Origin of the sequence: Silanimonas lenta DSM 16282, assembly GCF_000429065.1 — a bacterium.
In the GTDB taxonomy this organism is placed as follows: Bacteria; Pseudomonadota; Gammaproteobacteria; order Xanthomonadales; family Xanthomonadaceae; genus Silanimonas; species Silanimonas lenta.
Genome location: NZ_KE386845.1, coordinates 116,336 through 142,481 on the forward strand (window position 1 = coordinate 116,336; position 26,146 = coordinate 142,481).

Genomic DNA, 26,146 nt, shown 5'->3' on the forward strand with positions numbered 1-26,146 from the left:
GGCCCTCGCCCCGGCCGGCAGCCACGCCTTCGCCATGAGCACCGAAGCACCGCAGCACACCCCGCTGATGAAGCAGTTCTTCGCCGCCAAGGCGGAGCATCCGGACCTGCTGCTGTTCTTCCGCATGGGCGATTTTTACGAGCTGTTCTACGACGACGCCCGCAAGGCGGCGCGGCTGCTCGACCTCACCCTCACCCAGCGCGGCCAGTCGGCAGGCCAGCCGATCCCGATGGCCGGGGTGCCGGTGCATGCCTGCGAGGGCTACCTCGCCCGGCTGGTGGCGCTGGGGGAATCGGTGGCGATCTGCGAGCAGATCGGCGACCCGGCGCAGGCCAAGGGCCTGGTGGAACGCAAGGTGGTACGCATCGTCACCCCGGGCACGGTGACCGACGAGGCCCTGCTGCAGGAGCGCCGCGACACCCTGCTGATGGCGGTGGCCCGGGGGAAGGCGGGCTTCGGCCTTGCCTGGGCCGATCTCGCCGGAGGGCGCTTCCTCGCCAACGAGGTGGCGGACGAGGAGGCGCTGGCCGCCGAGCTGGCGCGGCTGGAGCCGGCCGAGCTGCTGGTGCCCGACGAGGAGGGCTGGCCGGTGGCGGTCCTGCAGCGCAGCGGCCTGCGCCGCCGCCCGCCCTGGCTGTTCGATGCCGACAGTGCCCGCCGCGCCCTGCTGCGCTTCTTCGGCCTGCACGACCTCGGCGCCTTCGGCCTCGAGGACCGGCCGCTGGCGGTGGCGGCGGCCGGGGCCCTGCTCGGCTATCTCGAGGAAACCCAGAAACAGCGCCTGCCCCACCTCACGGCCATCGCCGTCGAGGCCGCGGACGAGGCGATCGCGCTGAATGCCGCCACCCGCCGGCACCTCGAGATCGATACCCGCATCGACGGCAATACCGCGCATACCCTGCTCGGGGTGGTGGACAGCACGATCACACCGATGGGCGGCCGGCTGCTGCGGCGCTGGCTGCACCGGCCGCTGCGCCACCAGCCGACGGTGGCGGAGCGCCATCAGGCGGTGCGCAGCCTGCTGGAGTCGCGGGCCTTCGAGCCACTGCGCGAGACATTGCGGCAGGTGGGCGATCTGGAACGCATCCTCGCCCGGGTGGCGCTGCGCTCGGCGCGGCCGCGCGATCTCGCCACCCTGCGCGATGGACTGGCGCTGTTCCCGGCCCTGAAATCCACGCTCGCCGCACTCGATTCGCCCAGGCTCTCTGCCCTGCTCTCGACGCTGGGCGAACACCACGAGACCGCCGACTGGCTGGCGCGGGCGGTGGCGCCGAGCCCGCCGCTCAAGCTGGCCGATGGCGGGGTGATCGCCGAAGGCTTCGATGCCGAGCTCGACGAGCTGCGCGTGCTCTCCACCAACGCCGACCAGTTCCTGCTGGAGCTGGAGGCCCGCGAGCGCGCCGCCACCGGCATCCCGACGCTGAAGGTGGGCTACAACCGCGTCCACGGCTTCTACATCGAGATCAGCAAGGCGCAGGCCGACAAGGCCCCGCTGCACTACAGCCGGCGCCAGACCCTGACCGGGGCCGAGCGCTACATCACCGAGGAGCTGAAGCAGTTCGAGGACCGGGTGCTCTCGGCGCGCGAGCGGGCGCTTTCGCGCGAAAAGCAGCTCTGGGAGGACCTGCTCGATGGCCTCAACACGGTGCTCGGGCCGCTCAAGCAGGCCGCCGGGGCGGTGGCCGAGATCGACGTGCTCGCCGCCTTCGCCGAGCGGGCGCTGGCGCTCGACTGGGTCGAGCCGCAGCTGGTCGCGGAACCCGGCATCGCCATCGAGCGCGGCCGCCATCCGGTGGTGGAGGCGGTGCGGGAAGCGCCCTTCGAACCGAACGACCTCATGCTGCATCCGGAGCGCCGGATGCTGGTGGTCACCGGCCCGAACATGGGCGGCAAGAGCACCTACATGCGGCAGGCGGCGCTGATCGTGCTGCTGGCCCATGCCGGCAGCTTCGTACCGGCCGCGCGCTGCGTGCTCGGCCCCATCGACCGCATCCTCACCCGCATCGGCGCCGGCGACGACCTCGCGAAGGGCCAGTCCACCTTCATGGTGGAGATGAGCGAGACGGCCTACATCCTGCACCATGCCACGCCGCACTCGCTGGTGCTGATGGACGAGATCGGCCGCGGCACTTCCACCTACGACGGCCTGGCGCTGGCCCAGGCGGTGGCCCTGCACCTCGCCAACGTCAACCGCAGCTTCGTGCTGTTCGCCACCCACTACTTCGAACTCACCGCCCTGGCCGGCGAAGGCCGGGGCATCGCCAATGTCCATCTCGACGCGGTGGAACACGGCGAGAAGCTGGTGTTCATGCATGCGGTGAAGGACGGCCCGGCCAACCGCAGCTTCGGCCTGCAGGTGGCGGCGCTGGCCGGCCTGCCGCGGACGGTGCTGGGCGAAGCGCGGCGCACACTGGCCGAACTGGAGCAGCGCAGCCGCGGGCTGCCGCCCGCCGCCACCTCGCCATCGGCGCTGGAGCAGCCGGCGCAGCTGGCCCTGTTCCGCAGCCCGCCGCCGGCCCTCGACGCGCTGGCCGCCCTCGATCCGGACGAGCTCACGCCGAAACAGGCGCTCGAGGCGCTGTACCGGCTGAAAGGAATGCTCTAGGCGCCGCGGCGCCGGCGGTCATCCACGCCCCGGAGGCTAGAGGGCGTCGAGATCGCCCAGGGCCTGGATGAGCCGGCGCTGGCGCTTGTTCGGCCGCGTTTCCGGCGGCCGGTAGCCCTGGGCCTCGAAACGCCGCCGCTCGCGCTCGGCCAGACGTGCCGCCACCGACGCTTCCGACTCTGCATAGAGCTGCTGGGCCACGCTGGCCGGACCGCGCTGCTCGGCAAGCCCGCGCACTTCCACCTCGTAGCGCTCGCCGGCACGCTCGATCTGCAGCACGAGGCCGATGCGCACGCTGCGGCTGGGCTTCAGCGCCTGGCCCTCGATCCGTACCTGGCCGCGCTCGATGGCCTGTTTGGCGAGTGCCCGGGTCTTGAAGAAGCGCGCCGCCCAGAGCCAGAGATCGAGACGTACCGAAGGCTCGGCCACTCCCCCTGCCCCGCCGGGACCGGCAGGCGCTTCGAGGCGGCGGGGAAGGGGGCGAGGCATGGCGTCAGGGCGTCCGGGAAACGCGAACGGCCGCGCGAGGCGGCCGTCCGGGGCGGAACTCGGAGGGGATTACTCGGCCGACTTGCGGGCGGCCAGGTCTTCCTTGATGCGGGCCTTCTTGCCCTCGAGGTCGCGCAGGTAGTAGAGCTTGCCGGCGCGCACCTTGCCGTGGCGCTTCACTTCCAGCGAGTCGATGACCGGGCTGTAGGTCTGGAAGACGCGCTCCACGCCGAAGCCATGCGAGATCTTGCGCACGGTGAACGAGGAGTTCAGGCCGGCGTTCTTCTTGGCGATCACGACGCCCTCGAAGGCCTGCACGCGCTCGCGGTTGCCTTCCTTCACCTTGACGTTCACGACCACGGTGTCACCGGGGCTGAACGCGGGCAGCTGGCGCTGCATCTGCTCGGCCTCGAACTGGGCGACGATCGACTTGTTGAGCTGGCTCATGGCTTGAAAACCTGTGTAGTTCTTCTAGATGCCGCGCCACGCAGGCGCATGCCCGGGCGAGTCGGCAAGTATATCCCGGTCTTGACAGCCGGCGCTAGGGGGCATCCGCCCGGGAAGCTTGACGGGCGATGAACTCCTCGAGCAGGCGGCGGTCCTCCGCCGAGAGGGCGAGGCGGGCGAGCAGGTCCGGCCGCCGCCGCCAGGTGCGCCCGAGGGCCTGCTGGCGACGCCAGCGGGCGATCCTGGCGTGATCGCCGGAGAGCAGCACCTCGGGCACCCCCGCGGTGCCGAGGCGCTCGGAGCGGGTGTAGTGCGGGCAGTCGAGCAGGCCGTCCTCGAAGCTGTCCTGGGCGGCCGAGGCGGCATCGTTCAGGGCGCCGTCGAGCAGGCGCCCCACGGCGTCCACGACCACGGCCGCAGCGAGCTCGCCGCCGGAGAGCACGTAGTCGCCGATCGACAGTTCCTCGTCGACATGGGCCTCGATGAAGCGCTCGTCCACACCCTCGTAGCGGCCGCAGAGCAGGAGGAAGCCCGGGGTGGTGGCCAGCGCCCGCGCCCGGGCCTGGGTGAAGCGCGCCCCCTGGGGCGAGAGGTAGATGAGCGGCCCCATGGCACCGTCGGCGCGGGCGGCGGCGAGGCAGGCCTCGAGGGGCTCGGGCAGCATCACCATGCCCGGCCCGCCGCCGAAGGGCCGCTCGTCCACCCGGCGGTAGTTGCCGGCGGCGTACTCGCGCGGGTTCCAGGCCTTCACCGCGACCAGCCCACGCTCGACGGCGCGGCCTACCACCCCGACCCCGGCCGCCTGGGCGATGAACTCGGGGAACAGGGTGAGCACGTCGATGCGCATTCAGAACTCCGGGTCCCAGTCGACGCGCATGCGCCGGGCCTCGAGATCGACCTCGCGCACCACGTCGGGGGAATACGGCAGGTAGCGCTCGCGCTCGCCCGCCACCACGATCACGTCGTTGGCGCCGTTGTTGAACAGATGGGAGATGGTGCCGAGCTCGACACCCTCGAGGGTGGAGACGGCCAGTCCCTCGAGATCGACCCAGTAGTACTCGCCGGGGCCGGGCGGCGGCAGCTGCGAGCGCAGCACGAAGATCTCGGCCCCGACCAGGGACTCGGCGGCGGTGCGGTCGTCCACCCCGGGCAGGCGGGCGATGACCGCCCCATTGGGCGCGAGCCGGCCCTTCGCCCCGCGCAGCGACCGCTCCTCGCCCCGGTGGACGAGAAGCCAGGGCTGGTAGCGGAACAGCGCGTCGCGGGGATCCGTCCAGGACTCGAGCTTCAGCTCGCCCCGAACGCCGAACGCGCCGACCACCCTGCCCACCAGGATGCGGCGCTCGGTGCTCATTGCGGCATGCCCTGGCGCCGCCGGACGGCGGCGCCGCAGGCTCAGGCGGCCTTGGCCGCTTCCTTCACCAGCTGGGCGACCTTGTCGGTCATCTGGGCGCCATGCGAGACCCAGTGCTTCACGCGCTCGGCATCGATCTCGACGCGCTTCTCGGCGCCGCGGGCAACCGGGTTGTAGTAGCCGACGCGCTCGATGTTGCGGCCATCGCGGGCATTGCGGCCGTCGGTGACGACGACGTGGTAGAAGGGGGCCTTCTTGGCGCCACCGCGGGCCAGACGGATCTTGACCATTGTGCTTTGCTCTGTCGTTCTTGGGGTCATGCCCGCCATCGGGGCGGGGAATCGCAAAGTGTAGTCCGGGGCGGCCAAAAAGGCAAAAGCGCGCCTGAACCGGGGCCTTTCAGCGGCGGAAGCCGCCGCCGGGGAAGCCCCGTCCGCCCATCAGGCCCTGCATGCCGCGCAGCATGCCCTTCATGCCGCCGCGGGAGAGCTTCGACATCATCTTCTCCATCTGCTGCCACTGCTTGATGACCTGGTTCACCTGCGCCGGGGTGGTGCCCGAGCCGCGGGCCACGCGCGCCCGGCGCGAGCCGTTCAGCAGGTCGGGGTTGCGGCGCTCCTTCGGGGTCATCGAGTTGATGATGGCGATCATGCGCGGGATCTCCTTGCCGGTGACCTGCGCCTTCACGCTGTCGGGGATCTGCCCCATGCCCGGCAGCTTGTCCATCAGGCCGGCAAGGCCGCCCATGTTCTGCATCTGCAGCATCTGGTCGCGCAGGTCGTTCAAGTCGAAGCGCTTGCCCTTGGCCACCTTCTCGGCGAGCTTCGCGGCCTTGTCCCGATCGACGCTGCGCTCCACTTCCTCGACCAGCGACAGCACGTCGCCCATGTCGAGGATGCGCCCGGCGGCGCGGTCGGGATGGAAGACATCGAGGCCGTCGGTCTTCTCGCCCACGCCGACGAACTTGATCGGCTTGCCGGTGATGTAGCGCACGGAAAGCGCCGCGCCGCCGCGGGCGTCACCGTCGGTCTTGGTCAGCACCACGCCGGTGAGCGGCAGGGCCTCGGCGAAGGCCTTGGCGGTGGCGGCGGCGTCCTGGCCGGTCATGGCATCGACCACGAACAGCGTCTCTGCCGGATCGAGCGCGGCGTGCAGGGCCTGGATCTCGGCCATCATCGCCGCATCGATGGCGAGGCGGCCGGCGGTATCGACGATCAGCACGTCGGCGACGTTGCGCCTGGCCGCATCCAGCGCGGCGCGGGCGATCTCGACCGGGACCTGGCCCGCCTCCGAGGGATGGAACAGCGCGCCGACCTGCCCGGCCAGGGTTTCGAGCTGGGCGATGGCGGCCGGACGGTAGACGTCGCAGCTCACCACCATCACCTTCTTTTTCTTGCGCTCCCTGAGGAAGCGGGCGAGCTTGGCCACCGTGGTGGTCTTGCCGGCGCCCTGCAAGCCGGCCATCAGGATCACGGCGGGCGGCTGCCGGGCCAGCGAAAGCTCGGCGCCCTGCCCGCCCATGACCAGGGCGAGCTCGTCGCGCACCACCTTGATCAGCGCCTGGCCCGGGGTGAGCGACTGCAGCACCTCCTGGCCGATGGCACGCACCTTGATGCGCTCGATCAGCGCCTGCACCACCGGCAGAGCCACGTCGGCCTCGAGCAGGGCGATGCGCACCTCGCGCAGGCTCTCGCGGATGTTCTCCTCGGAGAGCCGGCCGCGGCCGCGCAGGCGCTGCAGGGTGCCGGAGAGGCGCTGGGTCAGGGACTCGAACATGGGGCAGGCGGGCGTACGGAAACCGGGCGCGAAGTATAGCCCCCGCGCCGTTGCGAGGCGTTCTCGATTCCCGCGCCGCTGTGCGACACTGGCGCGATGCCCGCCCCTTCGACCACCGCCCTGCTGTTCGCGGCCCCGGCCGCGCTCGCCTACGCGCTCGCCGCCCTCGGACTGGCGCGCCGTCTGCGCGCGGGCGAGCCGGCGAACGGCATGGCCGCCCCCCTGCTGCTCGCCGGCCTCGGCGCCGGGCTGCAGCTCATCCTGCATGTCTGGGCGGGCACGCTCGGCGGCGCGCCGGACCTGCACTTCTTCGCCGCCCTCTCGCTGGTCAGCCTCGGCATGGCCGTACTCAGCCTCGCGGCGGCGCGGCTCGAGCGTCTCGAGGCCCTCGGGGTGCTGGTGTTCCCGGTGGCCGCGGCCTGTGCGCTCGCCTACGCCGTGGGCGGCCGGCCGGGCAGCGGTGGCGGCGCGCTCGCCTGGCCGATCCTGATGCACGCCTGGCTGGCCCTGCTGGCCTATGCGGCCCTGGCCCTGGCCGCCCTGTTCGCCGCCGGGCTGTGGTGGCAGGAACATGCCCTGCGGCAGCGGCGGATCACCCCGCTGCTGCGCGCCCTGCCCCCGCTCACCCAGACCGAGAGCCTGCTGTTCCGCACCCTCGTCGCTGCCTTCGCCCTGCTGACCCTCGCCCTCGCCATGGGCCTGGTGTTCGTGGCGGACCTCTTCGCCCAGCACCTCGCGCACAAGACCGTGCTCTCCTTGCTGGGCTGGGCCGTGCTGGCCACCCTGCTCTTCGGCCACTGGCGCTGGGGTTGGCGCGGCGCCCGGGCGGCACGCTGGACCCTCGCGGCGATGGTCTTGCTGGCCCTCGCCTTCTTCGGCAGCCGCTTCGTCTACGAGTTCCTGCTGGGCCGCTGATCGGCCCGCCGCGGCTCAACCAGCCGCCTGCTCCAAGGCGTCGGCGAGGCGCTCGACACCGAGCACCTCGAGTTCGCCCACTCTCCCCGACTTCGGCGCATTGGCCTTCGGCACCACGGCGCGGCGGAAGCCGTGCGTGGCGGCCTCCTTCAGCCGCTCCTCGCCGTTCGGCACCGGACGCAGCTCGCCCGACAAGCCGACCTCGCCGAAGGCGACGGTCTTCTCGGGCAGGGGGCGGTCGCGCAGCGAACTCAAGACGGCGAGCAGCACCGGCAGGTCGGCGGCGGTCTCCTGCACGCGGATGCCGCCGACCACGTTCACGAACACGTCCTGGTCGAACACCGCCACGCCCCCATGCCGGTGCAGTACGGCGAGCAGCATGGCAAGCCGGTTCTGCTCGAGGCCGAGGGCCACGCGGCGCGGATTGGCGAGCGGAGACTGGTCGACCAGTGCCTGTACCTCGACCAGCAGCGGCCGGGTGCCCTCGCGGGTGACCATCACCGCGCTGCCGGGCTGCGGCGAGCGCGCGCCGGAGAGGAAGATGGCGGAGGGGTTGGCCACCTCGCGCAGGCCCTTGTCGCCCATGGCGAACACACCCAGCTCGTTGACCGCGCCGAAGCGGTTCTTGAACGCGCGCAGCACGCGGAAGCGGCTGCCGGCCTCGCCTTCGAAATAGAGGACGGCGTCGACCATGTGCTCGAGCACGCGCGGGCCGGCGATGCCGCCCTCCTTGGTGACGTGGCCGACGAGGAAGACTGCCGTGCCGGTTTCCTTGGCGAAGCGCACCAGTTTCGCCGCGCTCTCGCGCACCTGGCTCACCGAGCCCGGCGCTGCGGTGAGCAGCTCCGACCACAGGGTCTGGATGGAGTCGGCGATCATCAGCCGCGGCCTGGCCCGCGCCGCCTGGGCGAGGATGCGCTCGACGCAGGTCTCGGCGAGCGCCTGCACGCCCTCGATGCCGAGGCCGAGGCGCTGGGCGCGGCCCGCCACCTGCGAGAGGCTCTCCTCGCCGGTGACGTAGAGGCCCGGCACCCGCGGCGCCATGGCCGAGACGGCCTGCAGCAGCAGGGTGGACTTGCCGATGCCAGGATCGCCGCCCACCAGCACCACCGAGCCTTCCACGAGGCCGCCGCCGAGCACCCGGTCGAGCTCGCCGATGCCGGTGGACAGCCGCGATTCCGCCTCGTGCTTGACCGCGGCAAGCGGCGTGATGCGCGCCTGCTCCGGCGAGCCGGCCCAGTTCCCGTGGCGCGGCGAGGCCTTCGCAGCCGCCGGCTCGAGCACGATTTCGGAGAGCGTGTTCCAGGCCCCGCAGGCCTCGCACTGGCCCTGCCACTTCGGGTAGCTGGCGCCGCAGTCGGCGCAGACGTACGCGGTCTTGGCTTTGCCGGCCATCGGGGCTCCTGCCTGTCGGAAACGCGAAGGCCGCCCGGAGGCGGCCTTGCGATGGTGCCGGAGAAGGGACTCGAACCCCCGACCTACGCATTACGAATGCGCCGCTCTACCAACTGAGCTACACCGGCAGCAGGGGCGGGATTCTAGGCCCGCCCCCGGGGGCGGTCAATCGACGAGGCGGACCCGCAGCTCCTTCGGCAGGGCGAACACCATGTCCTCCGGCTTGCCGGCGAGTTCGGTGGCCGGGCCGCCGCCCAGCTCGCCCAGACGGGCCACCACGCCCTGCACCAGCAGCTCCGGAGCCGAGGCCCCGGCGGTCACGCCCACGCAGCGCTTGCCTTCGAGCCAGGCAGGATCGATGTGCTCGGCCCCGTCCACGAGATAGGCCTCCACTCCGTTCTTCTCCGCCAGCTCGCGCAGGCGGTTGGAATTGGAGCTGCTGGGGCTGCCCACCACGAGGATCAGGTCGCAGCGGGCGGCCAGGCCGCGCACGGCATCCTGGCGGTTCTGGGTGGCATAGCAGATGTCGTCGTGGCGCGGCCCCTGCATGGCCGGGAAACGCCGCTGCAGCACGGCGATGATGTCCTTGGTGTCGTCCACCGAGAGCGTGGTCTGGGTGGTGAAGGCGAGGTTCTCCGGCTGCGAGACCTGCACCGCCTCGGCCTGTGCCACGTCCTCGACGAGGTAGAGCCGGCCGCCGCCCTCCTCCTGGCGCCACTGGCCCATCGTGCCTTCCACCTCGACATGCCCGGCATGGCCGATCAGCACCACGTCGCGGCCGGCGCGGCAGTGGCGGATGACCTCCATGTGCACCTTGGTCACCAGCGGGCAGGTGGCATCGAACACCCGGAAGCCGCGTTCCGCCGCCTCCTGGCGCACGGCCTGGGAGACGCCATGGGCACTGAACACCAGGGTGGCGCCGGGCGGCACCTCGGCGAGGTCCTCGATGAAGACCGCGCCACGGGCGCGCAGGTCGTCGACGACGTAGCGGTTGTGCACCACCTCGTGGCGTACGTAGATCGGCGCCCCGAGCTGTTCGAGCGCGCGTTCGACGATCTCGATGGCGCGGTCGACGCCGGCGCAGAAACCGCGGGGGTTGGCGAGCAGGACCTCGAAGCTCATCGCCGGCCTCCCGGAAGCAGACTGAACAGCACCATCGACACCGCCCCGGCCACGATCGCCGAATCGGCGAGGTTGAACACCGGCCAACTGTACGCCTGCCAGTACCAGTGGATGAAATCGACCACGTAGCCGAAGCGCAGGCGGTCGACGAGGTTGCCGATGGCCCCGCCGATGATCAGGGCGAAGGGCAGCGCCTCGCGCCAGTGGCCACGCGGCAGGCGGGCGAGCCAGTAGGCGAGCAGGCCGCTGATGGCGAGCGCCAGCAGCGAGAAGAACCAGCGCTGCCAGCCCCCCGCCGCGGCAAGGAAGCTGAAGGCGGCGCCGTGGTTCTTCGCCAGCTTCCACTCCCAGAAGCCCTCGATGACGGGGATGGCAGGACCGCCGTAGTCGAGCACGGACAGGAAGTAATGCTTGCTGGCCTGGTCGAGCAGCAGCACGAAGAGCGAGAGCCAGAGCCAGACGAGCGCGTTCGGACGCACGGCGGCAGGGCGCTCGGTGGCGGGGACGGGATCGGCAGGGCTCACGCGGGCGTACCAGGCAGTTGGGGGATCAGAAGAAGCGGCGGTCCTCGCCGCCGCCTTCCACGTTCTCCACGCAGCGGCCGCACAGCTCCGGGTGTGCGGCATGGCGGCCCACATCGGCCCGGTAATGCCAGCAGCGCACGCACTTCGGATGCGGACTCGCCACGGCGCGGATGGCCGCCCCCGGCACGCCCTCGGCGGGAACGGCCCCGGCCGGCGCCGCGCTGGCGGGATGCAGGCGCAGCTCGCTGGTGAGGAACAGGAAGCGCAGCTCGCCGGCCACCGGCGCCAGCATCGTGAGCATGGCCTCATCGAGGTACAGATCGACCTCGGCCTCCAGCGAGGCGCCGATGGCGCCGCCGGCGCGCATCGGTTCCAGCACCTTGGCCACGGCCTCGCGCAGGGCCAGCAGGTGCGCGAAGCCCTCGGCGGACAGCACGCCGCCCGCGGGCAGCGGATCGAGATCACCGCTCCAGGTGGTGAACAGCACGTGCCCCTCGCGCTCGCCCGGCAGGTGCTGCCAGATCTCGTCGGCGGTGAAGCTCAGGATCGGGGCGATCCAGCGCGTGAGCGCATGGACGATGCGGAACATGGCCGACTGCGCCGAGCGGCGGCCGCGGCTGTCCACCGGCATGGTGTACAGGCGGTCCTTGGTGACATCGAGGTAGAGCGCGCCGAGATCGTTGGTGCAGTAGTGCTGCAGGGCGGCGACGACGGCAGCGAAGTCGTAGCGGGCGTAGGCCGCGATGATCTCGGCCTGCACCTCGCCGGCGCGGGCCACGGCCTGCGCATCGAGCCACAGCAGCCCGCCGTTCGGCAGCAGGTGCCGGGCCGGATCGAAGCCGGCGAGGTTGGCGAGCAGAAAGCGCGCGGTGTTGCGGATGCGGCGGTAGGCGTCGGCGGTGCGCTTGAGGATGTCCTCGGAGACCGACATCTCGTTGCGGTAGTCGGCGCTGGCGATCCACAGCCTGAGCACGTCGGCGCCCATCTGGTCGATCACCTTCTGCGGCTCGACCACGTTGCCGAGCGACTTCGACATCTTCCGGCCCTGCGCGTCCACGGTGAAGCCGTGGGTCAGCACCTGGCGGTAGGGCGCGGCCCCGTCCATCGCCACCCCGGTGAGCAGGGAGCTCTGGAACCAGCCGCGGTGCTGGTCGGAGCCTTCGAGGTAAAGGTCGGCGGGCTTGGCAAGCCCGTCGGCGCCGCGGGCGGCGAGCACCGCCTCGTGGGTGACGCCGGAATCGAACCAGACGTCGAGGATGTCGGTGACCTTCTCGTACTCGGCGGCCTCGGCGCCCAGCAGCTCGGCGGGGTCCAGCGCATACCAGGCATCCACCCCGCCCTGCTCGATCCTCTCGGCCACCGCCTGCATCAGCTCGACGCTGCGCGGGTGTGGCTCGCCGGTGATCCGGTGGGTGAACAGCGCGATCGGCACGCCCCAGGTGCGCTGGCGCGAGATGCACCAGTCCGGGCGGCCCTCGACCATGGCGCGGATGCGCGCCTCGCCCCAGTCGGGGAACCAGGCAACGCCCTTGATCGCGTCCAGCGCATCGGCGCGCAGGTTCGCCTGCGTCATCGAGATGAACCACTGCGGGGTGGCGCGGAAGGCCACCGGCGTCTTGTGCCGCCAGCAGTGCGGGTAGCTGTGCTGCAGCCTGCCCGAGGCCAGCAGCACGCCGCGGGCGGTGAGCGCCGCGACGATCAGGTCGTTCGCCTTCCACAGATGCGCGCCGGCGATCGCGACCTCGCCCTCGGGTGTCGGGATCGGCGGCGTGCCCGGCAGATAGAGGCCCTTGCCATCGACCGGATTGATCTGCGCCGCGGTGTAGCGCTCGGTGAGGCCGTAGCGCCTGCCGACCGCGAAGTCCTCCTGGCCGTGGCCGGGCGCCGTGTGCACCGCGCCCGTGCCGTCCTCGGCGGTGACGTGCTCGCCGAGGATCAGCGGGATCTCGCGCTCGTAGAACGGATGGGCGAGCACGACGCCTTCGAGCGCCCGGCCCTCGGCGCGACCCAGCACCCTGGCTTCGGCCACGCCATAGCGCGCCAGCGCCTTCCCGGCCAGGGCCTCGGCCAGCACCAGCAGCACGCGCGTCCCGTTGCGGGCCGGCCCCTCCACCAGCACATAGCCGAGTTCCGGGCCAAGGGTGACGGCCAGCGAGGCCGGCAGGGTCCACGGCGTGGTGGTCCAGATCGGCACGGCGACGATGGCGTCACCGGAGTCCACACCGAACTTCGCCGCCAGCGCCTTCGGATCGCGGGCATCGTAGGCCACGTCGATCATCGGCGAGGTCTTGTCGGCGTATTCGATCTCGGCCTCGGCCAGGGCCGAGCCGCAGTCGAAGCACCAGTGCACCGGCTTGGCGCCGCGCACGAGATGCCCGCGCCCGACGATCTTCGCCAGCGCGCGGACCATGTCGGCCTCGAAGCGGAAGTCCATGGTGCGGTAGGGATGCTCCCAGTCGCCCAGCACGCCGAGGCGCTGGAAATCCCGCGACTGGCCGGCGATCTGCTCGGCGGCGTACTCGCGGCACTTCTGGCGGAAGGCGGCGGCGTCGAGCCTGTCGCCGACCTTGCCGAACTTCTTCTCGACCGCGAGTTCGATGGGCAGGCCATGGCAGTCCCAGCCGGGCACGTAGGGCGCATCGAAGCCGGAGAGCAGCTTCGACTTCACCACGATGTCCTTCAGCACCTTGTTGACCGCATGGCCGATGTGGATGCTGCCGTTGGCGTAGGGCGGGCCGTCGTGCAGTACGAAGCGCGGGCGGCCGGCGGCGCGGGCGCGTACCTGCTCGTAGAGGCGGCCCTCCTGCCAGCGGGCCAGGGTGGCCGGTTCGCGCTTCGGCAGGTCGCCGCGCATCGGGAAGGCCGTTTCCGGCAGCGAGAGGGTGGACTTGTAATCGATGCTCACGGCGTCGTCGGGCTCAAGGAATGGGAGGGCGCGCCCGCGGGGCACGGCGTCTCGGCGATGGCGCGGGCCGGGGCCGCTGCGGCCAGCAGGGCGCGCGCCTCGGCGGCATCGCGGTCCATCTGCTCCACCAGGGCCGGCAGACCGTCGAACTTCAGCTCGTCGCGCAGCCTGGCGACGAACTCGACCTCGATGCGGCGGCCGTAGAGGTCGCCCGCGAAGTCGAACAGGTGGGCCTCCAGCAGCGGCTCGGTGCCGTTCACCGTAGGCCGGGTGCCGAGGCTGGAGACACTGGCCATGGGCCGATCGCCCACGCCATGCACCCAGGTGGCGAAGATGCCCTGCATCGGCGGCCGGCGGCCGCCGAAGCGCAGGTTGGCGGTGGGATAGCCCAGCGTGCGGCCGAGCTGGCGGCCGCGCACCACGCGGCCGGGAATGGCATAGGGGCGCCCCAGCAGCCGCGCGGCGCGGGGAAAATCGGCGGCAGCCAGCGCGGCACGCACCGCGGTGCTGGACACCCGCTCCCCCGCCGCCTCCACCAGCGGCAGGCCGTGGGTGCTGAAGCCGAGCTCGCCGCCCATGCGCTCGAGCAGGGCGACATCGCCGCCGCGGCGGTGGCCGAAGCGGAAATCGGGGCCTACCCAGACCTCGCGGGCGTGGAGCTTGGCCACCAGTACCTCGTGCACGAAGGCCTCGGCCGGCATGGCCACCATCGCCGGGTTGAAGCGCAAAAGGCCGATCACATCGACCCCGAGGGCGGCAAGCCCGGCCAGCTTGGCCGCCGGCAGCAGCAGCCGGGCCGGCGGCTCGGCGGCCATGAAGTACTCGCGCGGCAGGGGCTCGAAGCTCAGCACCACGAGCGGCAGCCCGAGTTCGCGCGCACGGCCGCGGGCGCGGCCGATCAGCGCCTGATGACCCCGATGCAGGCCGTCGAACGCACCGATACAGACCACGCTGCCGGCGGGGGTGGGCGAGGCGCCCCCGATGTCACGGAACAGCAGGCTCATGGAGACGCCGAGTATACCGGCCCTTCAGTGGGCCCAGACCTGCCGCGGCCTCACCCCGAGGGCCAGCAGGACGAGTCCGTACACCGCCGCCCCGGCCGCCACGCAGCCGAGCACGGCGCCGATGCGCGGCCACAGGGGCATGGCGGTGAAGTCACCGAGCCAGGCCCGAAGGGCCCCGAGCGCCAGCGCCATCGCCAGCGAGGCGAGAACGAGGCGCAGGAGATAAGCCGCCCAGCCCGGCTGCGAGCGGTATGCGCCCCCGCGGTGCAGCCAGCGCCAGAGCAGGGCCGCATTGGCGATGCCGGCGAGTGCCGTGGCGAGCGCGATGCCGGCATGCGCGCCGGGCACCCCGAGCTTCCACAAAGGCGTGGTGATGGCGGCGATCAGCACCACGTTGAGCAGCACCGTCGCCACCGCAGCGCGCATCGGCGTCCTGGTGTCCTGCCGCGAGTAGAAGGCCGAGAGCAGCACCTTGGTGAGCATGAAGGCGGGCACGGCGATGGCGGTGGCCGAGAGCGCCAGCCCGGTCATCCGCGCGTCCTCGGCGGTGAAGGCGCCGTGCTGGAACATCGCCGCGGCCAGCGGTTCGGCCAGCATCAGCAGGCCCACCCCGGCCGGCAGGCCGACCAGCATCACCATCCGCAGGCCCCAGTCGATGGCCCGGGCATAGCCCTCGGCATCGGCGGCGGCGTGGCGGGCCGCGAGGTGCGGCAGGATCACCGTGCCGATGGCCACGCCGAACAGGCCGAGCGGGAACTCCGAGAGCCGGTCGGCGTTGTACAGCCAGGTCTGGCTGCCCTGCGCCACCAGCGAGGCGAAGACGGTGCCGACGATCAGATTGAGCTGCGCCACCGAGGAGGAGAACAGCGTGGGCAGCATCAGGCCGCCCACCCGGCGCACCGCCGGATGGCGGAGGTCGAGGCGGAAGCGCGGGCGCAGCCCCAGCCGCCCCAGCGCCGGCCAGAGCAGGGCGAACTGCAGCAGCCCGGCCAGCAGCACGCCCCAGGCGAGCGCCATCGGCGGCACCTCGAACAGCGGGGCCAGGGCCAGCATGGCGGTGATCATGGCCACGTTGTGCAGCACCGGGGTGAGGGCGGCGAGGCCGAAGCGGCCATGGCTGTTCAGCACCGCCCCGGCCAGCGCGGTGAGCGAGATGAACACCAGGTAGGGGAAGGTGATGCGCAGCATGTCGGCGATCAGCGCCACCTGCCCGGCCTGGGCCAGGGCCCCGGGGGCGAAGACCGCGGCCAGCCAGGGCGCGGCCAGCATGCCGAGTGCGGCCACCACCAGCACGGCGGCGCAGAGGGCGCCGGCCACGTGGTCGAGGAAGTCGCGCACTGCCTCGCGGTCGGCCTGGTCCTTGATCGCCGAGTAGGCCGGCACGAAGGCCGAGGCGAAGGAACCCTCGGCGAAGATGCGCCGGAGGTAGTTGGGGATGCGGTAGGCCACCACGAAGGCATCGGTGGCGGCGGAGACGCCGAACAGGTTGGCCTGCAGCACGTCGCGGGCGAAGCCGGCGAGGCGGGAGAGCAGGGTCATGGCGCTGAAGACGGCGGTGGACCGCAGCAGGGCGGGGCGCTTCACGTGCGATTCCTGAACGCCGGGCCCGGAAACGGGCTTACTTCTTGACGCAGCAAGGTTTTTCCCCAATACTCCGCGGTCTTTCTTCCCGCATCTTACCCAGTTTCACGCAGGAGCCGTCCGTGGCCAACATCAAGTCCGCCAAGAAGCGCGCCAAGCAGGCCGCTGTCCGCAACGCCCGCAACTCGGCCCAGCGCTCGATGCTGCGTACCGCCGTGAAGAAGGTGGTCAAGGCCATCGCCGCCAAGGACGTGGCCGCCGCCGAGGCCGCCTTCGCCGTGGCCCAGCCGATCCTCGACCGCTACGCTTCGCGCGGCCTGATCCACAAGAACAAGGCGGCCCGCCACAAGTCGCGCCTCAATGCCCACATCAAGGCCCTGAAGGCCGCCTGAGCCCCAGCGGCAGCCCCCCCCCTGCCCGCCCCACGCGGCACGGGAAACACGAAAGAGCCGGCGCCATGCCGGCTTTTTCATTGCCGGCACGGCAAGGCGCCGGGCATGCCCCCGCGCGTCGCTCAGGCCGGCCCGGCGGGCGGGCACTCCCCCGCCAGGCGCTCGGCCCAGGCCGCGTCCTCGGCGGCTTCGGCCGCCGCCTGCTTCTGCTCGTCGAAGAACTGCTGCACCTTGAGGGCCACCGCCCGGGTGCCCTCGCGGCCGATGGCCGAGACCACGAAATGCGGCGCCGTCCAGCCCAGCCGGGCAACGAGTTCGGCCTCACGGGCCCGGACCTCCTCCGGATCGAGCAGGTCGGCCTTGTTCAGCACCAGCCAGCGCGGCTTCTGGAGCAGGGCCGGGTCGTACTTCCCGAGTTCGCGCTCGATCGCCCGCACCTGCTCCACCGGGTCGGTCTCGCCGTCCAGCGGCGCCATGTCGACGAGATGCAGCAGCAGGCGGGTGCGCTGCACATGGCGCAGGAACAGGGCGCCAAGGCCGGCGCCCTCGGCCGCGCCCTCGATCAGGCCCGGGATGTCGGCGATGACGAAGCTCTTGTAGGGCTCGACGCTGACCACCCCGAGGTTCGGGTAGAGGGTGGTGAAGGGATAGTCGGCCACCTTGGGCGTGGCCGCCGAGACGGCGCGGATGAAGGTGCTCTTGCCGGCATTGGGGAAGCCGAGCAGGCCGACATCGGCCAGCAGCTTGAGCTCGAGCCTGAGCTCGCGCTCCTCGCCCGGCCAGCCCGGGGTGGCCTTGCGCGGGGCGCGGTTCACCGAGCTCTTGAAGTGGATGTTGCCCTTGCCGCCGTCGCCGCCCTTGGCCACCAGCAGACGCTGGCCGTGGGCGGTGAGATCACCGATCAGCTCGTCGGTGGCGATGTTGTACACCGCGGTGCCCACCGGCACGCGGATGACCACGTCCTCGCCGGCCTTGCCGTACATGTCGCGGCCCATGCCGTTCTGCCCGCGCTGGGCGCGGAAGACCCGCTGGTGGCGGAAATCGACCAGGGTGTTGAGGTTCTCGTCGGCCACCAGCCAAACGCTGCCGCCGTTGCCGCCGTCGCCGCCGTCCGGCCCGCCGAAGGGGATGAACTTCTCGCGGCGGAAGCTGACGCAGCCGTTGCCGCCGTTGCCGGCATGGACCGAGATCTCGGCTTCGTCGACGAATTTCATGCTGATGCTCCTGTCGGCAGGGCCAGCCTGCCGGATTTTCACCCCGCCGGAAACGACGACGCCCCGCCGGGGCGGAGCGTCGTGCGCTTGCGCTGCGTGGCAGGCGGCGTACCGGCCGGGGGCCGGGGCCGCGACACGGGGCCGGCTTACTCGGCGCCGACCACGCTGACGGTGCGGCGGCGCTTGGCGCCCTTCACCGAGAAATCGACCTTGCCGTCGACCAGCGCGTACAGCGTGTGGTCGCGGCCCATGCCGACGCCCGGGCCGGGATGGAACTCGGTGCCGCGCTGGCGGACGATGATGTTGCCGGCCTCGACGGCCTGGCCGCCGAAGATCTTCACACCGAGGTACTTCGGGTTGGAATCGCGGCCGTTGCGGGTCGAGCCGACGCCCTTTTTACTTGCCATGACGTGTTCTCCTCAGGCGGACGGATCAGGCCGAAATGCCGGTGATCTCGAGTTCGGTGTAGTGCTGCCGGTGGCCCATCTGCTTGCGATGGTGCTTGCGGCGGCGGAACTTGACGATGCGAACCTTCTCCAAGCGGCCATGGCCCTTGACGGTCGCGGTGACCTTGGCGCCCGCCACCTTCGGGGCGCCGACGGTGACCTTGTCGCCATCGCCCACCAGGAGCACGTCGTTGAGTTCGATGCTGGCGCCCGGCTCGGCGTCGATCAGCTCGACGCGGAGGGTTTCGCCCTTCATCACGCGGTACTGCTTACCGCCGGTGACGACCACTGCGTACATGTCGCGATTCCTGTGTAGTTCTTCTTGGGAATGGGCGGCCCCGAGCGGCACCGCCACCCGGCGGCGCAACGCGGCACGAGGCCGGGCTGGACGCAGGGAGTCGCAGAGTATGCCAAGCCGCGGGCTTTCCGCGCAAGGAGGCGGCGGGGATCGGTTCAGGCGGGGGGGAGGCCCGCGGGAGGCCGCGGGGGGCGCCCGGGGTCACGGCCCGATGACGGGCTGCCGCTATGCTACCCGATTGCCCCCGCGTCCCGACCCCGATGGACCAGATCCGCCTCCGCGGCGCCCGCACCCACAACCTGAAGAACATCGACCTCGACCTGCCCCGGGACAAGCTCATCGTCATCACCGGGCTGTCGGGGTCGGGCAAGAGCTCGCTGGCCTTCGACACCATCTACGCCGAGGGCCAGCGCCGCTACGTCGAGTCGCTCTCGGCCTACGCCCGGCAGTTCCTCTCGGTGATGGAGAAGCCCGACCTCGACCACATCGAGGGCCTCTCCCCCGCCATCTCGATCGAGCAGAAGTCCACCTCGCACAACCCGCGCTCGACGGTGGGCACGATCACCGAGATCCACGACTACCTGCGCCTGCTGTTCGCCCGCGTGGGCACCCCGCGCTGCCCCGACCACGACCTGCCGCTGGAGGCACAGACCATCGGCCAGATGGTGGATGCGGTGCTGGCCCTGCCCGAGGAGCGGCGGCTGATGCTGCTCGCCCCGGTGGTGCGCGAACGCAAGGGCGAGCATGTCCAGGTGTTCGACGCCCTGCGCGCCCAGGGCTACGTGCGCGTGCGGGTGGACGGTGTGGTGCACGAGATCGACGCCGTGCCGAAGCTGGAACTGCGGGTGAAGCACAGCATCGAGGCGGTGGTGGACCGCTTCCGCCCACGCCCGGAGCTGAAGCAGCGCCTGGCCGAGAGCTTCGAGACCGCGCTGAAGCTGGCCGACGGCCTCGCGCTGGTGGTCGACATGGACGATGCCGAGGCCACGCCGCTCACCTTCTCCAGCAAGTACGGCTGCCCGGTCTGCGACTACTCGCTGCCCGAGCTGGAGCCGAGGCTGTTCTCCTTCAACTCGCCGGTGGGCGCCTGCCCCACCTGCGACGGGCTCGGCATTACCCAGGTCTTCGACCCGGCCAAGGTGGTGGGGCACCCCGAGCTCTCGCTGGCCAATGGTGCGGTGCGCGGCTGGGACCGGCGCAATATCTACTACTTCCAGCTCATCGCCTCGCTGGCCAGGCACTATGGCTTCAGCGTGGACACGCCCTGGCGCGAGCTGCCGGAGAAGGTGCGCGAGGTGATCCTGAACGGCTCCGGGGGCGAGGCCATCGCCTTCCACTACGTCACCGAATCGGGGGCGAGGAGCCAGCGCAAGCATCCTTTCGAGGGCATCCTGCCGAACCTGCAGCGCCGCTACCGCGAGACCGAATCGCAGACGGTGCGCGAGGAGCTGGCGAAATACATCAGCGACCAGCCCTGCCCCGACTGCGGTGGCGCCCGTCTCAACCGCATGGCCCGCCACGTGTTCGTGGATGGCCGCAACCTGCCGGCGGTGGCGAGGCTGCCGGTGGACGCCTGCATGGCCTTCTTCGACGGGCTTGCCCTGCCCGGCTGGCGCGGCGAGATCGCGGCCAAGATCGTGAAGGAGATCCGCGAGCGCCTGCGCTTCCTCGTCGACGTGGGCCTCGACTACCTCACCCTCGACCGCCAGGCCGACACCCTCTCCGGCGGCGAGGCGCAGCGCATCCGCCTCGCGAGCCAGATCGGCGCCGGCCTGGTGGGGGTGATGTACGTGCTGGACGAACCCAGCATCGGCCTGCACCAGCGCGACAACGAGCGCCTGCTCGGCACCCTCACCCGGCTGCGCGACCTCGGCAACACGGTGATCGTGGTGGAGCACGACGAAGACGCCATCCGCCTCGCCGACCACATCGTCGACATCGGCCCCGGCGCCGGAGTGCACGGCGGCGAGGTGGTGGGCCAGGGCACGGTGGAGGACATCATGGCCGCTCCGCGCTCGGTGACCGGGCAGTTCCTCTCCGGCAAGCGCCGCATCGAGGTGCCGGCGAAGCGCCATGCGCCGCGCAAGGGCGAGTGGCTGCGCCTGCTCGGGGCCAGCGGCAACAACCTGAAGGACGTGGACCTCGAGATCCCGGCCGGACTGTTCGTCTGCGTCACCGGCGTCTCCGGCTCGGGCAAGTCCACCCTGGTGAACGACACCCTGTTCGCCCTGGCCGCGCGCGAACTGAACGGCGCGGCGGCCTCGCCGGCGCCCTACCGGGAGGTCCACGGCCTCGAGCTGTTCGACAAGGTGGTGGACATCGACCAGACGCCGATCGGCCGCACGCCGCGCTCCAACCCGGCCACCTACACCGGCCTGTTCACCCCGCTGCGCGAGCTGTTCGCCCAGGTGCCGGAGGCCCGCGCCCGCGGCTATGCCCCGGGGCGCTTCAGCTTCAACGTGCGCGGCGGACGCTGCGAGGCCTGCCAGGGCGATGGCCTGATCAAGGTGGAGATGCACTTCCTGCCCGACGTGTACGTGCCCTGCGATGTCTGCCACGGCAAGCGCTACAACCGCGAGACCCTCGAGATCCTCTACAAGGGCCACTCCATCCACGACGTGCTGGAAATGACGGTGGAGGATGCGCTCTCGCTGTTCGAGCCGGTGCCGGCCATCGCCCGCAAGCTGGAAACACTGATGGACGTGGGCCTTGCCTACATCAAGCTCGGGCAGAGCGCCACCACGCTTTCCGGCGGCGAGGCGCAGCGCGTCAAGCTGTCGAAGGAGCTTTCGCGCCGCGACACCGGGCGCACCCTCTACATCCTCGACGAGCCGACCACCGGCCTGCATTTCCACGACATCGAGCACCTGCTTGCCGTGCTGCACCGCCTGCGCGACGACGGCAATACGGTGGTGGTGATCGAACACAACCTCGACGTGATCAAGACTGCCGACTGGATCATCGACCTTGGCCCCGAGGGCGGGCACCGCGGCGGCGAGATCATCGCCACCGGCACCCCCGAGGCCATCGCCGCCCATCCCCGCTCCCACACCGGCCGCTTCCTCGCCCGCCTGCTCGGCGAGGCCCCGGCCGCCAAGCCCGCCCGGAGGAAGAAGTCTGCATGAAGCCGCTGTTCGAGATCGCCATGGACGTGCGCTGGGGCGACATGGATGCCTTCAACCACGTCAACAACGCGAGCTACCTGCGTTACGTGGAAGAGGCCCGGGTGGCCTGGTTCAAGACACTCACGCCCGACTGGGCCAACGTGGACTGCGCCCCGATCCTGGCTGCCGCCACGGTGAACTACCGTCGTCCGATCGGCTGGCCGGAGCGCCTGCGGGTCTCCCTGCTGGCCGCGCGGGTGGGCTGCAAGAGCCTGACCCTGGAGCACCGCATCGAGAGTGCTACTCAAGACGGCCTGCGATACGCCGACGGCCAGGCGGTGATGGTGTGGGTGGACCGGAGCGGCGCCTCCATCCCCCTGCCCGAGGCCGTGCGCACGGCCTGCGCCTGAGGCCCGCCCCGCCCCCTGCTCCACGGCGCACCGGCCCCGGTTTCATCCGCAACCACCACGCCGCCCTCCGGAGGCCGTGCTAGCGTGATGCCACGGCACTTCGGGGGGAGGGTCGGACATGCAAGGGTTCCGTCGCTGGAGCATCGCCGCCACGTCCGCGCTGCTGATCGGCGCCGTGGCCATCGCCGGCTTCGTGGCCGCCGGCCTGCTGATCTACCAGCGGGCTGCCGGCATCGCCCGTGAGGAGGCGCTGCAGGAACTCCGGGCCACGGCCCGCGCCGAGGCACTGGCGGTGGAGAAGCTGCTCGCCATCGCCCCCACCCTGAACCGCTCGCTGGCCGCCATGCAGCTCGCCGACGTGCTGGCCGGCCGCGCCGACCGCGCGCGCACCGCAGAACAGATGAAGGCGGCGCTGGCCGCCCAGCCACAGCTGATCGGCATGGGCACGGTGTGGGAGCCGGACGCCTTCGACGGTCGCGACGCCCGTTACGCCAATGCCGATGCCATGCACGATGCCTCCGGCCGTTTCGCGCCCTATTTCTTCAACAGCCCGGAGGGCGTGCAGGCCACGGTACTGGAGAACTACGACACGCCGGGCGACGGCGACTACTACCAGCTCGCGAAGGCGAGTGGCACAGAACAGCTGATCGAACCCTACGTCTATCCGGTGAACGGGGTGGAGGTGCTGATGACCACCTTCACCGTGCCGATCCTGCGGAACGGGGAAGTCATCGGCGCGGTCTGTGCCGACATCGGGCTTGCCGACCTGCAGGCCCGGCTGGGTGCGGTGAAGGTGGGCGAAGGAGGCGGAGTGCGTCTCGTCTCGGCCAGGGGCACCCTGCTGGCCGACCGCGATGCCTCGCGCCTCGGCCGGCCCCTCGAGACCCGCTATGCCGCCGAGATGCTCTCCACCATCGCCCGCGACGAGGTGTTCACCGCCGATGCCGAGGGCAGCACCTGGGTCTACGTGCCGATCCGGGTGGGCGATTACGAGGGGCGGCTGGCCCTGGGCGCCGAACTGCCCGATGAGGAGCTGCTGGCGAATGCCCGCGCCATCGGCTGGACCGTGTTCTTCGTCGCCCTCGTCGTGTGCGCCGGCGTGGTGGCCAGCACCGCCTGGCTGCTGCGCCGCCTGGTACGGCAGCCGGTCGAGGCTGCGGTGGGCAGCGTCGAGCAGCTCGCCAAGGGGCAGTTCGATGCCCGCATCCCGCCCGGAGACTCCGAGGAGATGGCCCGGCTCGGCAAGGCGGTGCTCGGCATGCGCGACGCGCTGGTGACCTTCATGACCGAACAGCAGGAGGTGACGCGGCAGCACGATGCCGGCCAGCTCGGAGCCCGCATCGATCCCGGCCACTATCCCGGCGCCTTCGCCGACATGGCCCGCGGGGTGAACCACCTCGCCGAGCAGCACATCGCCACCAGCGAGCGGATCGTCGAGGTGGTGCAGGCCTATGCCAGGGGAGATCTCGCGCCGCGCATGCCGGAACTGCCGGGCGAGAAGCGCCGGATCACCGAGGCGGTGGAGGGCGTGCGCAACAACATGCTGGCCATCCGCGACGAGATCCTGATGCTCTCGCGCGGCGCGGCCGCCGGCGAGTTCCACCTGCGTGGCGATGCCACGCGCTTCGAGTTCGCTTTCCGCGAGATGGTGGAGGCCCTGAACCAGCTGATGGCGAATGCCGACGAAGGGCTGTCGCAGACCTGCCGGGTGCTGTCGGCGGTGGCCGATGGCGACCTCACCCTGACCCTCGACGGCAAGGCCTCGGGGCGCTTCGCCGAGCTGCAGCAGTCGACCAACACCACGGTGATGCAGCTGCGCGGCATGGTGCAGGAGATCCAGCAGGCGGTACTGGCGATCAACACCGCCGCGGGCGAGATCGCCTCCGGCAACCAGGACCTCTCGGCCCGCACCGAGCAGCAGGCGGCCTCGCTCGAGGAAACGGCGGCGAGCATGGAGGAGCTGACCTCCACCGTGCGGCAGAACGCCGAGAACGCCAGGCAGGCCAACCAGCTCGCCATCGGCGCTGCCGAGACCGCGGCGCGCGGCGGCAAGGCCGTGCAGGAGGTGGTGGCCACGATGGGCGAGATCCATGCCCAGTCGCGGAAAGTGGAGGACATCATCACCGTCATCGACGGCATCGCCTTCCAGACCAACATCCTCGCCCTCAATGCCGCGGTGGAGGCGGCGCGCGCCGGCGAGCAGGGCCGCGGCTTTGCCGTGGTGGCGAGCGAGGTGCGCAGCCTGGCCCAGCGCTCGGCGCAGGCGGCGAAGGAGATCAAGGGCCTGATCGCCGAGACCGTGGCCAAGATCGACGGCGGCACGGCCCTGGTGGACGGTGCCGGGGCGACGATGGAGGAGATCGTCGCCGGCGTGCGCCGGGTGACCGACATCATGGGCGAGATTTCCGCCGCCTCGGCCGAGCAGACCAGCGGCATCGAGCAGGTCAGCGCCACCATCGTCCACATGGACAGCGCCACGCAGCAGAACGCCGCACTGGTGGAAGAAGCCACCGCCGCCGCCCATTCGCTGGAAGAACAGGCGACCCGGCTGGCCGAGAGCGTGGCCCGCTTCCGGCTCTAGCCGGCCGCAACCGCGGCTGAATGCAGAAGCCGGATCCTGCGCCGGGCCTTGGCCTCGGCCTGCGGAAAGGGCCACGATCCTTCCTCCCCCTCGGAAGAGACCCCATGACCCCGCGCCGCCCTCCCCTCGCCCTCCCGCTCGCCCTCGCCGCCGGAATCACCGCCATGCCCGTGGATGCCAGCCCGCAACGCCTCACCGTCTACAACGGCGGCTTCGAGGCCCTTTCGCAAGCCCGCGGCCCGTCGCAGGCCGGCTATGCCCTGGTGCAGCGCCCGGTGCGGGTGGCGGGCGGGGAGTGGACGGTGGATGACCTGCCGCTCGCCATCGACCCTTCCACCGCCAGCCTCGCCGGGCCGGGCGTCAGCGTGCGCAGCCAGCGCTACGACTTCGCCACCGCCGACCAGGCGCAACTGCTCTCCCGCTCCATCGGCCGGCCGATCGTGGTCGAGCAGGCGCTCGGCGGGCAGCTGCGCGAGTACCGCGGCACCCTGCTGGCCGCCGGCCAGGGCCTGAGCCTGCGCGAGGCCGATGGCACGGTGCGGGTGCTTTCCGGCTTCACCAGCTTCACCCTCGCCGAGCCGCCCGCCGGCCTGGTGACCCGCCCCACCCTGCGCTTCTCGCTCGACACCGGCGGCGCCACCCGTGACGCCCGCCTCGCCTATGCCACTGCCGGCCTTGCCTGGCGCGCCGAATACCGCGCCCAGCTCACTGGCCGCGACACGGCCTGCCGCATGCGGCTGGAGGGCCATGCGATGGTGGTGAACCGCTCCGGCATCGATTTCAAGGACGTCGCGCTCGAGCTGGTGGCCGGCGAGCCGAACCGCCGCATCGACAGCGTGCAGGTGAGCGGCACCATGATGCGGGCCGCCGCCCCGATGGAGGCGAAGATGATGGCGGCCGACGCCGCCCCCGAGGTCTTGGCCTCCGGCGAGCAGCATCGCTACCGACTGCCCGGCACCGGCGACCTGCCCGAGGGCAGCCTGCAGCACCTGCCGCTCATCGCGCCGGCCGAGGGCGTGCCCTGCGAGCGCCGCCTGGTGGCAGGCCCTGCCGATCCGGGCTGGATGCCGGGCCGCCCGATGACCCATCGCGAGCTCGGCGCCGATGGCGACTTCGAGGTGCGCCAGCGCCTCGTGTTCCGCAACGAGCGCGGCCGCGGCCTTGGCCTGCCCCTGCCGGCGGGCCGCCTGCGCGCCTTCGAAGGCGAGGACTTCCTCGGCGAAGCCGAACTCGGCCACAGCCCGGCCGGGCGCGAGATCGATCTCGATCTCGGCGCCTCCTTCGACGTGCAGGCGCACCGCCGCACCCTCGATTTCCAGCTCGACCGCAGCCGCCGCACGATGACCGAGACGGTGGAATGGACCCTGCGCAACGCCAAGGCCGAGCCCGCCCGCGTGGTGCTCGGCGACCGCCTGCCGCGCTGGACCGACTGGCAGCTGGTGGAGGGCGGCGAGCGCTTCCGCAAGCAGGATGCGCAGCGCATCGAGGCGGTGGCCGAGGTGCCGGCCGGCGGCGAGACGGCACTGCGCTACACCGTGCGCTATCGTTGGGCCGAGGACATCACCATCGACTGAGGCCCGCCCC

The 26,146-nt window shown here is 71.4% G+C and carries 22 protein-coding genes and 1 tRNA gene; 7 read left to right on the forward strand and 16 right to left on the reverse strand.

The window, feature by feature from the left end; genetic code table 11:
* Window positions 1-34: 34 nt before the first annotated feature.
* The gene (gene mutS / locus G408_RS0111515; protein WP_028771200.1) at window positions 35-2,605 is read left to right on the forward strand and encodes a DNA mismatch repair protein MutS; all 2,571 of its coding nucleotides are present in this window, start codon (window positions 35-37) and stop codon (window positions 2,603-2,605) included.
* Window positions 2,606-2,641: 36 nt separating this feature from the next.
* On the opposite strand, the gene G408_RS0111520 is transcribed toward mutS, so the two are convergent.
* The 6 genes from G408_RS0111520 to ffh form a co-directional block, all read right to left on the reverse strand.
* Window positions 2,642-3,034, reverse strand: coding sequence for an RNA-binding S4 domain-containing protein (locus G408_RS0111520; protein ID WP_028771201.1), 393 nt, complete (start codon window positions 3,032-3,034; stop codon window positions 2,642-2,644).
* Between the two features lie 129 nt (window positions 3,035-3,163).
* Window positions 3,164-3,541 (reverse strand): 50S ribosomal protein L19, encoded by a 378-nt coding sequence (gene rplS / locus G408_RS0111525; protein ID WP_028771202.1) that lies wholly within the window; start codon window positions 3,539-3,541, stop codon window positions 3,164-3,166.
* A gap of 94 nt (window positions 3,542-3,635) precedes the next feature.
* On the reverse strand, window positions 3,636-4,388 hold the full coding sequence (trmD, locus tag G408_RS0111530; protein ID WP_028771203.1) for a tRNA (guanosine(37)-N1)-methyltransferase TrmD: 753 nt from the start codon (window positions 4,386-4,388) through the stop codon (window positions 3,636-3,638).
* Window positions 4,389-4,895, reverse strand: a complete 507-nt coding sequence (rimM, locus tag G408_RS0111535; RefSeq protein WP_028771204.1) for a ribosome maturation factor RimM — start codon at window positions 4,893-4,895, stop codon at window positions 4,389-4,391.
* A gap of 41 nt (window positions 4,896-4,936) precedes the next feature.
* Entirely contained in the window at window positions 4,937-5,185 is a 249-nt protein-coding gene (gene rpsP, locus G408_RS0111540) for a 30S ribosomal protein S16 (protein ID WP_028771205.1), read from the reverse strand.
* Between the two features lie 109 nt (window positions 5,186-5,294).
* Window positions 5,295-6,671 carry a signal recognition particle protein gene (gene ffh, locus G408_RS0111545; RefSeq protein WP_028771206.1) on the reverse strand — a complete coding sequence of 459 codons (1,377 nt, stop codon included), beginning with the start codon at window positions 6,669-6,671 and terminating at the stop codon, window positions 5,295-5,297.
* Window positions 6,672-6,767: 96 nt separating this feature from the next.
* On the opposite strand from ffh, the gene G408_RS0111550 reads away from it, so the two are divergent.
* The gene (locus G408_RS0111550; RefSeq protein WP_051282942.1) at window positions 6,768-7,586 is read left to right on the forward strand and encodes a cytochrome C assembly family protein; all 819 of its coding nucleotides are present in this window, start codon (window positions 6,768-6,770) and stop codon (window positions 7,584-7,586) included.
* Between the two features lie 15 nt (window positions 7,587-7,601).
* On the opposite strand, the gene radA is transcribed toward G408_RS0111550, so the two are convergent.
* The 7 genes from radA to murJ all read right to left on the reverse strand — a co-directional run bounded on the left by radA (window position 7,602) and on the right by murJ (window position 16,120).
* Window positions 7,602-8,981, reverse strand: coding sequence for a DNA repair protein RadA (gene radA / locus G408_RS0111555; protein WP_028771208.1), 1,380 nt, complete (start codon window positions 8,979-8,981; stop codon window positions 7,602-7,604).
* Between the two features lie 52 nt (window positions 8,982-9,033).
* Window positions 9,034-9,109: transfer RNA gene (locus G408_RS0111560), tRNA-Thr, on the reverse strand.
* Window positions 9,110-9,146: 37 nt separating this feature from the next.
* Window positions 9,147-10,103, reverse strand: coding sequence for a 4-hydroxy-3-methylbut-2-enyl diphosphate reductase (gene ispH / locus G408_RS0111565; RefSeq protein WP_028771209.1), 957 nt, complete (start codon window positions 10,101-10,103; stop codon window positions 9,147-9,149).
* The gene (lspA, locus tag G408_RS0111570) at window positions 10,100-10,627 is read right to left on the reverse strand and encodes a signal peptidase II (protein WP_051282943.1); all 528 of its coding nucleotides are present in this window, start codon (window positions 10,625-10,627) and stop codon (window positions 10,100-10,102) included. Before lspA ends, ispH begins: the two co-directional genes overlap by 4 nt.
* Before the next feature lie 25 nt (window positions 10,628-10,652).
* Window positions 10,653-13,532: an isoleucine--tRNA ligase gene (gene ileS, locus G408_RS0111575; RefSeq protein ID WP_028771211.1), complete on the reverse strand. Its 2,880-nt coding sequence runs from the start codon at window positions 13,530-13,532 to the stop codon at window positions 10,653-10,655.
* A complete protein-coding gene (locus G408_RS0111580) occupies window positions 13,529-14,536 on the reverse strand; it encodes a bifunctional riboflavin kinase/FAD synthetase (RefSeq protein ID WP_028771212.1) in 1,008 nt (335 codons plus the stop codon). Before G408_RS0111580 ends, ileS begins: the two co-directional genes overlap by 4 nt.
* Window positions 14,537-14,560: 24 nt before the next feature.
* Window positions 14,561-16,120 (reverse strand): murein biosynthesis integral membrane protein MurJ, encoded by a 1,560-nt coding sequence (gene murJ / locus G408_RS0111585; protein ID WP_028771213.1) that lies wholly within the window; start codon window positions 16,118-16,120, stop codon window positions 14,561-14,563.
* 119 nt (window positions 16,121-16,239) lie between these two features.
* Here murJ and rpsT point away from each other — a divergent pair, with 119 nt between their 5' ends.
* Window positions 16,240-16,509 (forward strand): 30S ribosomal protein S20, encoded by a 270-nt coding sequence (gene rpsT, locus G408_RS0111590; protein ID WP_028771214.1) that lies wholly within the window; start codon window positions 16,240-16,242, stop codon window positions 16,507-16,509.
* Between the two features lie 122 nt (window positions 16,510-16,631).
* Here the strand turns inward: rpsT and cgtA are convergent, their stop codons facing one another.
* From cgtA to rplU, 3 genes are all read right to left on the reverse strand, one after another.
* On the reverse strand, window positions 16,632-17,723 hold the full coding sequence (gene cgtA / locus G408_RS0111595) for an Obg family GTPase CgtA (RefSeq protein ID WP_028771215.1): 1,092 nt from the start codon (window positions 17,721-17,723) through the stop codon (window positions 16,632-16,634).
* A gap of 146 nt (window positions 17,724-17,869) precedes the next feature.
* Entirely contained in the window at window positions 17,870-18,130 is a 261-nt protein-coding gene (gene rpmA / locus G408_RS0111600) for a 50S ribosomal protein L27 (protein WP_028771216.1), read from the reverse strand.
* A 25-nt stretch (window positions 18,131-18,155) separates the two neighbouring features.
* The gene (gene rplU / locus G408_RS0111605) at window positions 18,156-18,467 is read right to left on the reverse strand and encodes a 50S ribosomal protein L21 (RefSeq protein ID WP_028771217.1); all 312 of its coding nucleotides are present in this window, start codon (window positions 18,465-18,467) and stop codon (window positions 18,156-18,158) included.
* Between the two features lie 260 nt (window positions 18,468-18,727).
* Between rplU and uvrA the strand changes: the two genes are divergently transcribed.
* From uvrA to G408_RS0111630, 4 genes are all read left to right on the forward strand, one after another.
* Entirely contained in the window at window positions 18,728-21,592 is a 2,865-nt protein-coding gene (gene uvrA, locus G408_RS14535; protein ID WP_051282944.1) for an excinuclease ABC subunit UvrA, read from the forward strand.
* Entirely contained in the window at window positions 21,589-21,981 is a 393-nt protein-coding gene (locus tag G408_RS0111620) for an acyl-CoA thioesterase (RefSeq protein WP_028771218.1), read from the forward strand. Before uvrA ends, G408_RS0111620 begins: the two co-directional genes overlap by 4 nt.
* A gap of 118 nt (window positions 21,982-22,099) precedes the next feature.
* Window positions 22,100-24,562: a methyl-accepting chemotaxis protein gene (locus tag G408_RS15705; RefSeq protein WP_037413165.1), complete on the forward strand. Its 2,463-nt coding sequence runs from the start codon at window positions 22,100-22,102 to the stop codon at window positions 24,560-24,562.
* Window positions 24,563-24,666: 104 nt separating this feature from the next.
* On the forward strand, window positions 24,667-26,136 hold the full coding sequence (locus G408_RS0111630; RefSeq protein ID WP_028771219.1) for a DUF4139 domain-containing protein: 1,470 nt from the start codon (window positions 24,667-24,669) through the stop codon (window positions 26,134-26,136).
* Window positions 26,137-26,146 lie beyond the last annotated feature (10 nt).

Excerpts from the sequence above, each read along its gene's own strand:
- mutS (WP_028771200.1), top strand. The coding sequence starts at position 35 with ATGAGCACCGAAGCACCGCAGCACACCCCGCTGATGAAGCAGTTCTTC.
- rplS (WP_028771202.1), bottom strand. The coding sequence starts at position 3,541 with ATGAGCCAGCTCAACAAGTCGATCGTCGCCCAGTTCGAGGCCGAGCAG.
- trmD (WP_028771203.1), bottom strand. The coding sequence starts at position 4,388 with ATGCGCATCGACGTGCTCACCCTGTTCCCCGAGTTCATCGCCCAGGCG.
- rimM (WP_028771204.1), bottom strand. The coding sequence starts at position 4,895 with ATGAGCACCGAGCGCCGCATCCTGGTGGGCAGGGTGGTCGGCGCGTTC.
- rpsP (WP_028771205.1), bottom strand. The coding sequence starts at position 5,185 with ATGGTCAAGATCCGTCTGGCCCGCGGTGGCGCCAAGAAGGCCCCCTTC.
- ffh (WP_028771206.1), bottom strand. The coding sequence starts at position 6,671 with ATGTTCGAGTCCCTGACCCAGCGCCTCTCCGGCACCCTGCAGCGCCTG.
- G408_RS0111550 (WP_051282942.1), top strand. The coding sequence starts at position 6,768 with ATGCCCGCCCCTTCGACCACCGCCCTGCTGTTCGCGGCCCCGGCCGCG.
- radA (WP_028771208.1), bottom strand. The coding sequence starts at position 8,981 with ATGGCCGGCAAAGCCAAGACCGCGTACGTCTGCGCCGACTGCGGCGCC.
- ispH (WP_028771209.1), bottom strand. The coding sequence starts at position 10,103 with ATGAGCTTCGAGGTCCTGCTCGCCAACCCCCGCGGTTTCTGCGCCGGC.
- G408_RS0111580 (WP_028771212.1), bottom strand. The coding sequence starts at position 14,536 with ATGAGCCTGCTGTTCCGTGACATCGGGGGCGCCTCGCCCACCCCCGCC.
- cgtA (WP_028771215.1), bottom strand. The coding sequence starts at position 17,723 with ATGAAATTCGTCGACGAAGCCGAGATCTCGGTCCATGCCGGCAACGGC.
- rpmA (WP_028771216.1), bottom strand. The coding sequence starts at position 18,130 with ATGGCAAGTAAAAAGGGCGTCGGCTCGACCCGCAACGGCCGCGATTCC.
- rplU (WP_028771217.1), bottom strand. The coding sequence starts at position 18,467 with ATGTACGCAGTGGTCGTCACCGGCGGTAAGCAGTACCGCGTGATGAAG.
- uvrA (WP_051282944.1), top strand. The coding sequence starts at position 18,728 with ATGGACCAGATCCGCCTCCGCGGCGCCCGCACCCACAACCTGAAGAAC.
- G408_RS0111620 (WP_028771218.1), top strand. The coding sequence starts at position 21,589 with ATGAAGCCGCTGTTCGAGATCGCCATGGACGTGCGCTGGGGCGACATG.
- G408_RS15705 (WP_037413165.1), top strand. The coding sequence starts at position 22,100 with ATGCAAGGGTTCCGTCGCTGGAGCATCGCCGCCACGTCCGCGCTGCTG.
- G408_RS0111630 (WP_028771219.1), top strand. The coding sequence starts at position 24,667 with ATGACCCCGCGCCGCCCTCCCCTCGCCCTCCCGCTCGCCCTCGCCGCC.